This window comes from Mesorhizobium sp. M1A.F.Ca.IN.020.04.1.1 (assembly GCF_003997315.1).
GTDB lineage: Bacteria > Pseudomonadota > Alphaproteobacteria > Rhizobiales > Rhizobiaceae > Mesorhizobium.
Genome location: NZ_RZSN01000050.1, coordinates 1 through 14,097 on the forward strand (window position 1 = coordinate 1; position 14,097 = coordinate 14,097).

The window sequence follows — 14,097 nt, forward strand, 5'->3', positions numbered from 1 at the left end:
TTCATAATATGATCGTAGACCAACTTTGCGGCCTGTTCGGTCTCGCCAGCGCGGCAGGCGGCCAGGATTTCGCGATGTTCTCGATCCGCAAGCTCATGACCGCCGGAAATCGTCAGCTGAACTCGCAGATAGCGTTCGATGCGATCGTTAACCGACCGGATCATGCGGAGCAGATATGGTCGCCCGGCGTCTAGATAAAGACTGGAATGGAACTCCCAATTTAGTTCCGCCCAGCGGCCGACGTCGGTTTCCTTCGCGAAGGAGTCGCAACTTGCTTGCGCTTTATCGAAGGTCTTCTCGTTCATGTGAGGAAGGGAAAGCCGAATTGCGTTCGATTCCAGCATGGCTCGGACCTCGAAAATCTGCACGATCTCCGGTTCCGACATGCTGGCGACAATTGCGCCCTTGTTTCGCTGAAATGCCACGAATCCCTCTGCCTCGAGCCGCTTCAAAGCTTCGCGCACCGGAATCTTGCTGATGTTGAACATGCGGGCGACGTCGTCTTGCCTGATCGGTTCGCCCTCATCAAGCGACCCGGATATGATTGCTCCGCGGATGAACTTCAAAACCACGTCGGAAGCGGTGGGGGCGGCACCCAAATCGGGAATGTCGGCAAATGCAAATGGCACGTGTAGAGTCTCCGCACGGAGCGTCAGATCTGCAAACATAGATATCGTAGACGATGTTCGCGATCAAATACGCTCGCGATTCTGCTCAACCCGAGTGTCTGCATGGCCTGAGATGCCGTCCGGCGTGGGCTCTTTTGAGCCCGGCCGATCAGCAGCGACTGGCGCATTTCCCCTCAATCGAGCCTTGACGAGAGCCGAAGATCGTATACGATATCCAATCGGAAGCCGCGGCTCTGGGGACTCCCGAATGCGAAGCACGAAAGTCATCCATGTTGTTTCCTGCCACGCGGAGGGCGAAGTCGGGGATGTCATCGTTGGCGGAGTTTCTCCTCCGCCGGGAGACACCGTCTGGGACCAGCGCAAATGGATCGCAGAAGACAACGGACTTCGTAACTTCGTTCTCAACGAACCGCGCGGCGGCGTCTTCCGGCACGTCAACCTTCTGGTCCCTCCGAAGCATCCCGATGCGCAGATGGCTTGGATCATAATGGAACCGGAGGATACACCCCCGATGTCCGGTTCCAATTCGATCTGCGTGTCGACGGTAATTCTGGACACCGGGATCATCCCCATGCAGGAGCCGGTAACCGAAATGGTGCTCGAGGCGCCGGGCGGTCTGGTACGCGTGCGGGCCGACTGTGCCGGAGGAAAAGCCCAGCGCATCACGGTCGAAAACGTACCATCATTCGCCAACAGGGTCGGTGTGCCGCTTGAGGTCGGTGGCCTCGGTACCATTACGGTCGACACGGCCTATGGAGGCGACAGTTTCGTCGTCGTCGATGCACCTGACCTTGGGTTAGCGCTTGAAACCGACGAGGCTCGTGATCTCGCCGAACTTGGGGTGCGCATTACCGATGCGGCCAATCGACAAATGGCGTTCTTCCACCCTGAGCGTCCCGATTGGCGCCACCATTCGTTCTGTCTTTTTGCCGGCGCCATCACCCAGGATGGCAACCGCCTCCGCGCAAAATCGGTCGTTTCGATAAAACCTGGCAAGCTCGACCGATCGCCGACCGGAACGGCGGTGTCGGCCCGCATGGCGCTCTTGCACGCGAAGGGTCAAATGACAGCCGAGGATTGGTTCACCGGTGTGTCCATCATCGGGTCAGAATTTCACGGCAAGATTCTCGGCACCACGCAGGTTGGCGGTATGCCCGCAATACGCCCTCAGATCAGCGGTCGCGGTTGGATCACCGGCATCCATCAGCACATGCTGGATCCTGAAGATCCTTGGCCGGCGGGCTATCGCGTGGCGGACACCTGGCCGATGAAGCGTGCGAAGGTGTGAAGGTGGTTCTTCGCCCGGCATCTTTCTCCAGCTCATGCCCCAAGAAGCTTGACGCGCAACAAGGCTCGTATACGATATTCGAAATGCCGCAGGGATGGAGCGAGTTCTCACTATCTCAGGCAAGGCAGCGTCTGGACGCTCGCTCACGCTGCAGGCGCCATCTACAGCTGAAAAAAAGTGCACCAGGATGGCCAATGTTTCGCAACATGGGAGGAAAAAATGACAATCTTCAAAAGCAACGGTGATCGCGTTCCTGCCGCCATCGAGGCGATGGCTAAAGAAGCGCGCGCGGGCCGCGTGGACCGGCGCGAATTCCTGGCCCTGGCAAGCGCCTTCGGCGCGTCGACGGCGTTCGCCTATGGCATGATTGGCCTTGCCGCGCCGACAAAAGCCCTGGCGCAAGAGCCGAAGAAAGGCGGAACGCTACATGTCGCGATGTCGGTCAAGGCGCAGAAGGACCCGCGCACCTATGACTGGACCGAGATGGCGAACGTCACCCGCACCTGGCTGGAGCCGCTCGTGCGCTACACGCACCAGTTCACCTTCGAGCCGGTGCTGCTCGAAAGCTGGGACGTCAACGACGACGCCACCGAATACACGCTGCATCTGCGCAAAGGCGTCACCTGGAACAACGGCGATGCCTTCAACGCCGATGACGTCGTCTTCAACCTCAATCGCTGGTGCGAGAAGGGGGCTTCCGGCAATTCCATGGCCGCCCGCGTCGGCGCGCTGGTCGACGCCAAGACCGGCAAGGCAAGGGATGGCGCGATCACCAAGGTCGATGACCATACGGTCAAGCTGAAGCTGTCCGAAGCCGATATCGCGATCATCCCGGGCTTCACCGACTATCCGGCGCTGGTCGTGCATCGCAACTTCGACAAGGATGGCGCCGATCCGATCAAGAAGCCGATCGGCACCGGGGCTTTCGAGCTGGTGTCTTACGATGTCGGCCAGAAAGCCGTGGTCAAGCGCCGCGAGAACGGCAAGTGGTGGGGCGGCGAAGCGCCGCTCGACGGGGTCGAGTTCATCGACTACGGCACCGACTTCAACGCCACGCTGAATGCCTTCGATTCCGGCGAGATCGATCTCGATTTCGAGACGCCGGCCGACTTCATCGACCCCCTAGACAAGATGGAGCTGGTGAAATCGGAAGTCGCGACGGCGACCACGCTCGTTGCGCGCACCAACATCACCCACAAGCCTTACGATGACAAACGGGTGCGCAATGCGCTGCAGATGGCGGTCGACAACAACCAGGTCATGCAGCTCGGCTACGCCGGCCGCGGCACGGTCGGCGAGAACCACCATGTCAGCCCGATCCATCCGGAATATTACCCGCTGCCGAAGAAGGAACGGGACGCGGCGGGCGCCAAGAAGCTGATGGCCGACGCCGGGCAGGCCGACTTCGAGCACGAGCTGATCACGGTCGAGGACGAATGGCAGAAGAACACCGGCGACGCGATCGCCGGCCAGTTGCGCGATGCCGGCATCAAGGTGAAGCGCACGGTGCTGCCCGGTTCGACCTTCTGGAACGACTGGACGAAATATCCTTATTCCATGACCATCTGGTACATGCGCCCGCTCGGCGTGCAGGTGCTGGCGCTGGGCTACCGTACCGGCGAGGCCTGGAACGAGACCGCGTTCTCGAACCCGGATTTCGACGCCAAGCTCAAGGAGGCGCTGTCGCAGATCGACGTCGCCAAGCGCAAGGAGGTGATGAAGGACGTCGAGCAGATCCTGCAGGACTCCGGCGTCATCATCCAGCCGTTCTGGCAGAAGCTCTACTGCCACATGAACAAGAAGGTGAAGAACTACGCCATGCACCAGACCTATCAAATGGACTTCCAGAACGTCTGGCTGGAAGCTTAAGGCGCGCAGCGCAAGGACTTCATGCGCCGTGAAAAAGCCGATATGCAGGATGCGTGGTGGTGATCGTGCCACCACGCCGCCGACCATCCGGAGATCCTGCATGAGACCGATGATGCTGGCAGTTGCCATCTCGATCGCCTTGCCTGCCGCGGCACTCGCCGGGCCGGCTTCCAACGCCGTGAAGTTCTTCTATGTGCCTGAAGTGAAGTTCGAGGCGGACGCGAAATACCGCGACCGCTTCACCGAGCCGGTCACCAAGCTCTTCGAAGCCAACGACAAGGCCCGCAAGGAGAAGCCCGACGAGGTATCCTGCATCGACTTCGACCCAGGCCTCGACGCCCAGGATTTCGACCAGAAGACCGTGTCGAAGACGCTGAAGCTTGCCGAGGCCGTCAATGGCGACACCGCCGAGGTGACCGCAAGCTTCAATCTTTTCCCGGAAGGCGATGACTCCAAACGCGAAATGGTGTGGTCGCTGAAGAAAGTGGACGGCAAGTGGAAGATCGCCGACATCACCTCCAAAACCAGCGACTGGACGCTCAGCGCGCTGGAATGCGGCTCCTCGACGGAGTGACGCCGTGCTTCGGCGTCTGGTCCTCGCGCTGTCGAGCTTGTCGATGCTGACCGCGGGGCTGAACGGCGGCGCCTACGGGCAAGGACTGTTCGGCTCGCCGCCGCCGAACGCGTCCTCTGGCGACAATGCGCCGGCGATCGAGAAGTCGGCGCCGGCCACAACGCCTGAAAGCAAGCTGGCCGAACCGGCGCCAGCTGCGCCCGTCCTGCCCGGATCGCCGACGGCGGTGGTGAAGCCCTTCTACGAGCATCTCGGGCTGGAATTGGACCCCAGCCAGCGCAAGAACTTCAGCGATCCGGCGAAGAGCGTACTCGACAAAGCCGACGCGCTGCGCGCCTCGGGTCAGGGCGAGTGCCTCGATCCCAACATGGCGCTCGACAATGCCGATTACGACAAGCTCGCCATCGACAAGAGCCTGCGCACCATCGAAGCGATCAATGGTGACGAGGCCAAGGTGGTGGTCGTCTTCGTCGTCGAAGGCCACCAGCACCGTCTCGAATGGAAGCTGAAGAAGGTCGGCGGCGACTGGAAGATCTCCGACCTCCTGTCGGTCACCGGCGAATGGGCGCTCAGCCAGTACCAGTGCGAATGATGAAGTCGCGGTCAGGGCATCACAGATGAAACTCCGTGCTATCCTTGCGGCGGCGATTATCGGACTTTGCGCGGCCGACTGGGCGGCTGGAACAACGCTGATCGCCCGCGGGCTCCGTCAGAACTTGACGGCGCCGAGCGAGGTGCCCGTCGAGCGCGTCGTGCTCAACCAGGCTGGTGCGCCCGAACTTGTCGGTTGGGTGATTGGTCGAAAGGACAGTTGCGGTGCGATCGTCCTGTTGCACGGGCGCGGCGCCAACAGGCTAGCGATGCTGCAACGCGCAAAACTGCTATCCGATAGCGGCTATTCGGTTGCCCTGTTCGATCTGTCGGGGCACGGCGAGAGCGGCGGAACCGTACAAGGCTTCGGCTACATTGAAGGGCAGGACGCTGTCCGCATCCTGACATATGCCCGACAGCGCTTCCCCGGGCAAAAGATCGGCGCCGTGGGATCCTCGCTGGGAGCGGCAGCCTTTGTCTTTGCTGCACCGAAGGCGATCGCCGATGCCTACGTGCTGGAACAGCTCTACGCGACATTGCGCGAGACGACGGCTCGTCGAATGCCGTTCAGCATGCTGCGTAGCCTCCAAGCGGATGTCCTTCTGGCGCAGATGCCGCTTCGGCTCGGAATAAGCGCCGACGATGTCAGGCCGGTCGACCGCCTCGGCGAAATCGGCAAGCCGTTACTCTTGCTCGCCGGCGGCGAGGATCCCTTTATAGACCACGGGCAGGTAATGGCGCTGAAAAAAGCCGCTGCCTCGCAATTGGTCTGGTTCAACGGCGCCGGTCATGTCGATCTGTTGCGCCACGACCAGCAACGCTATCGCATTTCGGTCGTTCCGTTTCTTGCGACCAACCTGTGCCGAACCAATGCGGCCGGCCATGTCTGATGGCCGCTCGATAAACTCACCCGCGCCCGCGATATGGCGCGACCCCGGTGTCGGGCAGCCAGGCGCCTTCGGGCGGCGCGCCGGTCTGCCAGAAGACGTCGATGGGGATGCCGCCCCGCGGGAACCAGTAGCCGCCGACGCGCAGCCAGAGCGGCTTGGTCGCTTCGACGATGCGGCGGCCGATCATGACGGTGCATTCCTCGTGAAAGGCGCCATGGTTGCGGAACGAGGTCATGAACAGCTTCAGCGACTTCGATTCCACCAGCGTCTTGTCGGGCGCGTAGTCGATGACGATGTGGGCGAAGTCGGGCTGGCCGGTGACCGGGCAGAGCGAGGTGAATTCCGGGCAGGTGAAGCGCACGATCGCGGGCGGGCCGTCGCCTCGCTCGAACGGCACGGTTTCCAGGACTGCCTGTTCGGGACTCTGCGGCGTCTCGACGTGTTTGCCGAGCTGGGTCAGGTTTTTGGCGTCGGTCATCGATGGCTCCTCGCTGCCGCCGATGATTGCAAGGGCGGCAGGTGCAATCAGTTGAAAGTGCGCCGCGATCGAACGGACCCGGCGTGTTTGGCGGCTCATTAGCATTGGAGCGAAAGCCGCGCAGCGGTTTTCGGATGAATCCGATGCGTGAAATGGAAGCGGGAGCAGCTCCCGCGCAATTTTGATACGGCAGGAAGACGATGACCAGCAACGACCCGCTTCTCCAACCTTATCAGCTCAAGCACCTGACGCTGAAGAACCGGGTGATGTCGACCAGCCATGAGCCGGCTTATTCCGAGGACGGCATGCCGAAGGAGCGCTACCGGCTCTACCACGCCGAGAAGGCCAAGGGCGGCATGGCGCTGACGATGACAGCGGGCTCTGCCATCGTGTCACGCGACAGCCCGGCCGCCTTCGGCAACCTGCATGTCTATGACGACGCCATCGTGCCGTGGCTCGCCGAACTTGCGGATGCCTGTCATGAGCATGACTGCAAGGTCATGATCCAGATCACCCATCTCGGTCGCCGCACCGGCTGGAACAAGGCCGACTGGCTGCCCGTGCTTTCCGCCTCGCCGGTGCGCGAGCCGGCGCATCGCGCCTTTCCCAAGACCATCGAGGACTGGGACATCGAGCGCATCGTTGCCGATTATGCTTCCGCCGCCCAGCGCTGCCAGGCGGCCGGCCTCGACGGCATCGAATTCGAATCCTACGGCCATCTGATGGACGGCTTCTGGTCGCCCGCCACCAACCATCGCGACGATGATTTCGGCGGCTCGCTCGACAACCGGCTGCGCTTCACCAACATGGTGCTGGATGCGGTTCGCGCCGCGGTCGGCGAGAAATTCGTCGTCGGCATCCGCATGGTCGCCGACGAGGATTTCGAAAAAGGCCTGTCGAAGGAGGAGGGCGTCGAGATCGCGAAACGTCTGGCTCGCTCCGGCAAGGTCGATTTCCTCAACATCATCCGCGGCTCGATCGAGACCGACGCGGCGCTGACCAAGGTCATCCCGGTGACCGGCATGCGCTCGTCGCCGCCCTCACCTCGCCGGCGAAATCGAGATGCGGCGACGAAATTCCCGACTTTCCACGCGGCGCGGATCTCCGATGTCGCGACCGCGCGTCATGCGATCGCCTCCGGCAAGCTCGACATGGTCGGCATGACGCGCGCCCACATCGCCGATCCGCATATCATCAGGAAAGTGATGGAAGGGCGCGAGCACGAGATCCGGCCTTGCGTCGGCGCCACCTACTGCCTCGATCGCATCTATGAAGGCGGTGAGGCGCTCTGCGTCCACAACGCGGCCACCGGCCGCGAAGCGACGATCCCGCATGTCATCGCGAAAAGCGAAGGGCCGAAGAGGCGGGTGGTGGTCGTCGGAGCCGGGGCGGGTGGTCTGGAAGCGGCGCGCGTCGCCGCCGAACGCGGCCATCAGGTGACGGTCCTCGAAGCGTCCAGCCAGGCCGGCGGCCAGGTGCGGCTCGCGACGCAAAATCCGCGCCGCAAGGAGCTGATCGGCATCATCGACTGGCGGCTTGCCGAGCTCGATCGCCTCGGCGTCGAGATCCGCTACGACACATGGGCCGAAAAAGACGATGTCTTGGCTCTGTTGCCGGATGTGGTGATTGTCGCCACCGGCGGCCTTCCGCAGAACCCGCCGCTGGCAGCGGGCGACAATCTCGTCACCTCGAGCTGGGACATTATGGCCGGCAGCGTCAAGCCGGCCGAGAACGTGCTGCTCTATGACGACAATGGCGGCCATCAGGGCATGGGCGCGGCGGAATTGATTGCCAACAGCGGCTCGAAGCTGGAGCTGGTCTCGCCCGAACGCTTCTTCGCGCCGGAAATGGGCGGCCTGAACCACGTGCCCTATATGCGCGCTTTCCACGAGAAAGGCGTCACCGTCACCATCAACACTCGTCTGCGCTCCGTGCGACGCGAGGGTAACCAGCTCATCGCCGAGCTGGCGTCGGACTTCGCCGATGGCTGGCGCGGCGAGCGGCGCGTCGACCAGGTGGTGGTCGAGCATGGCACCGCGCCGCTCGACGATCTCTACCTCGCGCTGAAGCCGCTGTCGAAGAATGGCGGCGCGGTCGACTACGAGCGGCTGGTAAGCGGCGGCGACATTTTTCCGCCGCGCAATCCGGAAGGCGGCTTTGTCCTGTTCCGCATCGGCGACGCAGTCGCCTCGCGCAACATCCACGCCGCCATCTATGACGGCATCAGGTTCGGCATCCGGATCTGAACCTCGGTCCTCCAATGGCCAGGCTAGACCTGACAGATCTTATTTGCAATTTTCGGGCGCGGATTCGGAGGGCTGCAACCCGGGTCGCATAGTCGGGGGCTTGCTTGACCGGAAAAGATCTGTTCGTTCCGCGCCAGACCAATACGGCGCTCTATATCCAATTGCACGAGTCCGGGCACTCGTTGGGCGATCTTCTACGCGTGCAGAAGGCCTATCGCGTGGCATGCGCGATGTTCAACGGCCGCTATCGAAAGTCGGGACGGCCCTTTATCTGCCATGCGGTAGGCGCCGCCTCGTCTGTGGCGCATTTCGAAAGGGATCTCGATTTCGTCCTCGCGGCGATGTTCCATGCTGCCTATGATAGCGGCCAGTATCCGGACGGCAGGTCCAGCAGGCGCAGCGAGGCGCACCGGAAATGGCTGGAGGCGCGGATCGGGCCGAGGGCTGAAGGCCTCGTCGCCCGCGTCGCGGCCATGAAATTCGACACCGGCGACCCCGAGCGCCTTCTGCAGGAGGGCGTGCCGGCCGGCGATGAGGACATCCTGTTCCTGCAGCTTGCGCACGAGGTCGACGACCTCGCCGACGGCGGCTTGGCATTCGCACCCAAATATGGCCGCTCGATCGAAACGCGGGTCGCGGCCTGCGCCATCTTGGCCAGGCAACTGGGCCGCGAGGATCTCGCCGCGACGATCGACCCATATGGCGGCCGTTATGAAGCGCTTGGCTGGGCGGCAGCGCTTCAGGACGTCAGACTGGAAGGTTTTCGCATCGCGCCGAATATGCGGACCTATATAAAGCTGCGACGGGAAAAACTACGCGGCGGTTCCATTGAGGTGATCTGATGCACCGGTGACGGCCGCACCACGGAAACGCACCGGACCTTCAAGGAGAGCCACCTGCCGCGTTGGTCCGGTGCGCCGCGCGCGGCCGCCGGCCTGCACCGGTACCGCGCGAGCCGTTGACGGTTCAGAACATCCTGGCCGTGGCCATGCACAATACGGTGACGACCAGCAGCCCGCCGGCGAGGCGTTCGCCTTTGGTCATTTTCGCGCGCAACTGCGTTTGCGTCGCCGCATCGGCACCGGCCAATCGCCTGCTGGAAGAGGCGACAATGGCGCCCTGCACGCCGGCGGCGATCAGCGCCGTCGCAATGCCCAGCGCCAGCACTATTTCCATCGGGCCGAAAGCGCCTTCGTGGAAGAAATACCAAAGCAGCAGACCGGTCAAAAAGACCATGCCGGAGGCGCCGAGTTGCGGCCGGATAAAGCGCTCCGCCTTGATCTCCGGATCACGGGCAACCGCAATGGTCGTGCCGGCCCAGAAGACGCCGGCCATAACATGCAGGCCGATGACGACGATGTAGACATATTGCATGACCGCATTCCTCTCGTTCGCCCCGCCACCGGTGTGACGCTTTGCCTGTCGGTTTTTGTCTGTCGGCTGGGTCCGACAACGTTAATAAGGCAAAGTTAGATATCTAATAGTTAGATGTCAATGCTTCATGCGGAGTTCCGCCAATCCATTGCTTGTTCTAGTGTCCAGCCATGACGCCATTTGATCGCCCGCCCATCGGCATGAATCTCGCTCGCACCGCCAAACTGGTGGCGCAGGCCTTTGACGCTGCCTTGGTGGAAGTCGGCGGAACGCTGCCGGTCTGGGTGACCTTGCTCTCGGTCAAGTCGAAGGAACTGGCCAACCAGCGCGAGCTTGCCGGCATGATCGGCATCCAGGGCGCGACGCTGACGCATCACCTCAACGCCATGGAGGCGCAAGGGCTGCTGACGCGCCGCCGCGATCCGCAGAACCGCAGGGTGCATCAGGTGGCGCTGACCGAAACCGGTGAAGCGCTGTTCGAGAAGTTGCGCCTCGCGGCCGTCGCCTTCGACAAAAGGCTGAGAGCTGGGCTGCCGGACGACCGGCTTGCGGAATTCGCCGAGGTGCTGGCGGCGCTTCGGGCGAATGTGGGAGGTTAAGCCCGGCTGCCCTGCAGCACCTTGAGCTTCGCCTTCTTCGGGCTGCGCGCGGTAAGCCATTCGCGCGCCTTGTCCTGAGGCATCGGGAAGGCGATCGAATAGCCCTGCACCTGGTCGCAGCCGATCGCCATCAGCGAGTCGAGCTCGGCCTCCGTTTCCGCGCCCTCGGCGACGATCGAGATGCCGAGCCCGCGGGCAAGCTCGGTGATGGCGCGCACGATCTTGGTGTTGTCGCCGTTCTCGTTGATATTCTGGACGAAGCGGCGGTCGATCTTCAGCCGATCGATCTCGTTCGGGTTGACATGGCTGAGTGAAGCATAGCCCGTGCCGAAATCGTCGAGCTCGAGATGGACGCCCGCCGCGCGGATATGCCTGAGCTTGGCGGCGATGCCGGTCTTCTCGTCGTCGAGGATGACGGATTCAACGATTTCCAGCGACAGCTTCTGCGGCGCAAGCCCTGCCCGCTCCAGCGTTCCGAACAGGAAATTGTCGAAATCCGGCTCGCGCAGCTCGGTGCCCGAGACATTGACGGCGATGCGTCCGAAATCGATGCCGGCGCGATCCCATTCGGCGGCTTCGTTGATCGCCTTGCTGATGACGATGCGGCCGATATCCGGCATGAAGCCGCACTTCTCCGCCACCGGGATGAATTCGCCGGGCGAGATCATGCCGCGCGTGGCGTGCTTCCAGCGCACCAGTGCTTCGATACCGCTGATCTTGCCGCTGGTGAGCGACACTTGCGGCTGGAAATAGACCTCGAAGGTCTTTTCCGCGATCGCCGTGCGGATGTCCTGCTCGAGCTGCTTGCGGTAGTCGAGCTCGCGCCGCAGCTCTTCGGAGAAGAAGGAGAAGCTGCCGCCGCCGAGCTTCTTGGCTGAATAGAGGGCGAGATCGGCATGGACGAGCAGGTCCTGCGCGTTGTCGGCGTCGACTGGATAGACGGCGATGCCTGCGCTGGCGCCAGGCATTATGGTCGTGCCCTGGAAGGTGATCGGCTCGTTGATGTTGGCGATGATGCGCTTGGCCAGTGCATGGATGTCCTCGGTGCTGCCGGCGCCGTTGAGGATCATCACGAACTCGTCGCCGCCGAGACGGGCGCAAAGATCCGATGCGCGGCAGGAATCGCGCATGCGTTGCGCGGTGACGACAAGCACATAGTCGCCCGCCGCGTGCCCCAGCGTGTCGTTGATCTGCTTGAAGCGGTCGAGGTCGAGTTGGATCACCGCCAGCCGCTCGCGGCGGCGATGCGCGCCCTTGATCAGCGTGTCGAAATGATCGGTGAGGAAGGTGCGGTTGTGCAGGCCGGTCAGGCCGTCATGCACGGCGATGAAGGCCATCGAATTGCGGGCGTCGACCAGTTCATGCGTCTTGCGCAGGATGGCCTTGGACATCGGCCGAAAAATGAATAGCGCGACCAGCACGATGACGCCGATGGTGGCAAAGAACAGCGTGCGGTGCAGGCTGAGCATCTCATCCGACCGCTCGGTGGCGAAGGCGCTGATGCGCTGGCCGAGCGCGGCATAGCCGGACAAAGTCGCATTGGCGACTGAGGCGTCGAGGCCGACGCGCTCGCCGCCGCCCTTATAGCCGTCGCTTTGCATGCCAAGCTGGGATGCAAATGATGAAACCAGTCGATCGCCGTTGGCGATAAGGCCGACCGAGAAATAGTCGAGATGGAACGGCTTGCTAAACAGCACATATTCGATCGATTGCGGATCGTTGCGCGACGGCGATAGCGGATCGGCGCCGGTCTCCTTGAGCAGCCGGTCGTAATTGGTCTCGAACTCGCCCGTTGCCTGCTTGAGCGCGGTGACCAGCGCCGGCTGCTTGTCGCGCGGGGCGGCACCGGTCGCGCTGGCCAGGAAAACGATGCGCTGCGACAGCGCTTTCTGCGTGGAGACGATGTTGAGCAGCGCGTCATTGTGCTGCTGCTGCGCCATCAACTGCTGCAGCAGGATGAAGGAAGCCATCACCATGGCGGCGATGATCAGCAAGGCCAGCCAGTAGCCGCTCTTGATCAGCAGAATCAGCTTGCGCGAAACGCTGTGCACCGGCTGCTGCGACATAACTGAGTGACCCCTCCCGATCGACGGATTCCTGCCATGAATATGCGGCGCCAGAACCCTTGACGTGAAAGGGTTAACAGCTCGGCAAACCGGCACGGTGCCGGAGCCGGCGGCGCGACAAAGCTGAGAGGATGGTTATTATGTCCTTTCGCAGATCGTCGCATTTGAACACATCCTTGTCCGGCTGCGCTGAAGGAGCTGCGGCGCGGCTTGCGCAACGCCACCGAAGCGGTCGTTTTTGCGATGGATTTTTCTTGTCCGCAGCGCGACAGTCCGCATCGAACAAACAGGGCCAGACCATGAGCGCAGCGTTTCTCTCCCACATCGACAACGAGCTTGAAGGCCTGAAATCGGCCGGGCTCTACAAGTCCGAGCGCGTGATTTCCTCCACGCAGTCGGCCCTGATCGAGGTTGCCGGCCAGAAGGTGGTGAATTTCTGCGCCAACAACTATCTCGGCCTCGCCGACAGCCCCGAGCTGCGCGATGCGGCGAAGCAGGCGCTCGACCGCTACGGCTACGGCATGGCGTCGGTGCGCTTCATCTGCGGCACCCAGGAAGAACACAAAGAGCTCGAAGCCACCATCTCATCCTTCCTCGGCATGGACGACACCATTCTCTACGGCTCCTGCTTCGACGCCAATGGCGGCCTGTTCGAGACGCTGCTCGGCGAGGAGGATGCCGTCATCTCGGACGCGCTGAACCACGCCTCGATCATCGACGGGGTGAGGCTCTCCAAGGCCAAGCGCTTCCGCTACGCCAACAACGACATGGCCGACCTCGAGGCGCGGCTGAAGGAGGCGAAGGACTGCCGCTTCCGACTGATCGCCACCGACGGCGTGTTCTCGATGGACGGCATCATCGCCAACCTGCAAGGAGTCTGCGACCTCGCCGAGAAATACGACGCCATGGTCATGGTCGATGACAGCCATGCCGTCGGCTTCGTCGGCAAGAACGGCCGTGGCTCGGCCGAGCACTGCGGCGTCGAGGGCAGGGTGGACATCATCACAGGCACGCTCGGCAAGGCGCTGGGCGGCGCGTCCGGCGGCTATACCGCGGGGAAGAAACAGGTGGTCGACTGGCTGCGTCAGCGCTCGCGGCCCTATCTCTTCTCCAACACGCTGATGCCGGCGATCGCCGGCGCCTCGCTGAAAGTCTTCGAGCTGATCCGCAATGGCGATGCGCTGCGCCGCCGCCTATATGCCAATGCGGAACGCTTCCGGTCTCAAATGGGCAAGCTCGGCTTTACGCTTGTCGGCGCCGATCATCCGATCATCCCGGTAATGCTGGGCGACGCCGCCCTTGCGCAGGAGATGGCGGCTCGCATGCTGAAGCGTGGCATCTACGTCATCGGTTTTTCGTTCCCGGTGGTGCCGAAGGGCCAGGCGCGCATTCGCACCCAGATGTCGGCGGCGCACTCCGGCGCCGATATCGATCGCGCCGTCGAGGCGTTCGGCGAGGTCGGGAAGGAACTGGGTGTAATCGCTTGACGCTAC

13 protein-coding genes are annotated in these 14,097 nt (G+C 62.5%); 9 read left to right on the forward strand and 4 right to left on the reverse strand.

All coding sequences use genetic code 11. From position 1 onward, the window contains the following. Positions 1 to 629 (reverse strand): GntR family transcriptional regulator (locus tag EOA49_RS12860; protein WP_164749217.1); only part of this gene is annotated, 629 nt, incomplete at its 3' end. 247 nt (positions 630 to 876) lie between these two features. Between EOA49_RS12860 and EOA49_RS12865 the strand changes: the two genes are divergently transcribed. From EOA49_RS12865 to EOA49_RS12885, 5 genes are all read left to right on the forward strand, one after another. Next, positions 877 to 1,917, forward strand: coding sequence for a proline racemase family protein (locus EOA49_RS12865; RefSeq protein WP_127241730.1), 1,041 nt, complete (start codon positions 877 to 879; stop codon positions 1,915 to 1,917). A 219-nt stretch (positions 1,918 to 2,136) separates the two neighbouring features. Then, on the forward strand, positions 2,137 to 3,786 hold the full coding sequence (locus EOA49_RS12870; protein WP_067329806.1) for an ABC transporter substrate-binding protein: 1,650 nt from the start codon (positions 2,137 to 2,139) through the stop codon (positions 3,784 to 3,786). A gap of 100 nt (positions 3,787 to 3,886) precedes the next feature. Continuing rightward, a complete protein-coding gene (locus EOA49_RS12875; protein WP_067000473.1) occupies positions 3,887 to 4,360 on the forward strand; it encodes a DUF3828 domain-containing protein in 474 nt (157 codons plus the stop codon). Positions 4,361 to 4,364: 4 nt separating this feature from the next. Then, on the forward strand, positions 4,365 to 4,952 hold the full coding sequence (locus EOA49_RS12880; RefSeq protein ID WP_127241729.1) for a hypothetical protein: 588 nt from the start codon (positions 4,365 to 4,367) through the stop codon (positions 4,950 to 4,952). Between the two features lie 142 nt (positions 4,953 to 5,094). Next, on the forward strand, positions 5,095 to 5,841 hold the full coding sequence (locus EOA49_RS12885) for an alpha/beta fold hydrolase (RefSeq protein WP_164746945.1): 747 nt from the start codon (positions 5,095 to 5,097) through the stop codon (positions 5,839 to 5,841). Positions 5,842 to 5,857: 16 nt separating this feature from the next. On the opposite strand, the gene queF is transcribed toward EOA49_RS12885, so the two are convergent. Then, positions 5,858 to 6,319: a preQ(1) synthase gene (gene queF, locus EOA49_RS12890; protein ID WP_067330169.1), complete on the reverse strand. Its 462-nt coding sequence runs from the start codon at positions 6,317 to 6,319 to the stop codon at positions 5,858 to 5,860. A 200-nt stretch (positions 6,320 to 6,519) separates the two neighbouring features. On the opposite strand from queF, the gene EOA49_RS12895 reads away from it, so the two are divergent. Both EOA49_RS12895 and EOA49_RS12900 read left to right on the forward strand, forming a co-directional pair. Next, a complete protein-coding gene (locus tag EOA49_RS12895; RefSeq protein WP_127243179.1) occupies positions 6,520 to 8,565 on the forward strand; it encodes an NADH:flavin oxidoreductase in 2,046 nt (681 codons plus the stop codon). 104 nt (positions 8,566 to 8,669) lie between these two features. Continuing rightward, on the forward strand, positions 8,670 to 9,407 hold the full coding sequence (locus EOA49_RS12900) for an HD domain-containing protein (RefSeq protein WP_127239987.1): 738 nt from the start codon (positions 8,670 to 8,672) through the stop codon (positions 9,405 to 9,407). 124 nt (positions 9,408 to 9,531) lie between these two features. On the opposite strand, the gene EOA49_RS12905 is transcribed toward EOA49_RS12900, so the two are convergent. Then, the gene (locus EOA49_RS12905; protein ID WP_127239988.1) at positions 9,532 to 9,939 is read right to left on the reverse strand and encodes a hypothetical protein; all 408 of its coding nucleotides are present in this window, start codon (positions 9,937 to 9,939) and stop codon (positions 9,532 to 9,534) included. 170 nt (positions 9,940 to 10,109) lie between these two features. On the opposite strand from EOA49_RS12905, the gene EOA49_RS12910 reads away from it, so the two are divergent. Beyond that, the gene (locus EOA49_RS12910) at positions 10,110 to 10,538 is read left to right on the forward strand and encodes a MarR family winged helix-turn-helix transcriptional regulator (RefSeq protein ID WP_127239989.1); all 429 of its coding nucleotides are present in this window, start codon (positions 10,110 to 10,112) and stop codon (positions 10,536 to 10,538) included. On the opposite strand, the gene EOA49_RS12915 is transcribed toward EOA49_RS12910, so the two are convergent. Then, on the reverse strand, positions 10,535 to 12,604 hold the full coding sequence (locus EOA49_RS12915) for an EAL domain-containing protein (RefSeq protein ID WP_095801219.1): 2,070 nt from the start codon (positions 12,602 to 12,604) through the stop codon (positions 10,535 to 10,537). The genes EOA49_RS12910 and EOA49_RS12915 overlap by 4 nt on opposite strands. A 299-nt stretch (positions 12,605 to 12,903) precedes the next feature. Here EOA49_RS12915 and EOA49_RS12920 point away from each other — a divergent pair, with 299 nt between their 5' ends. Next, entirely contained in the window at positions 12,904 to 14,091 is a 1,188-nt protein-coding gene (locus tag EOA49_RS12920; RefSeq protein ID WP_127239990.1) for a glycine C-acetyltransferase, read from the forward strand. Positions 14,092 to 14,097 lie beyond the last annotated feature (6 nt).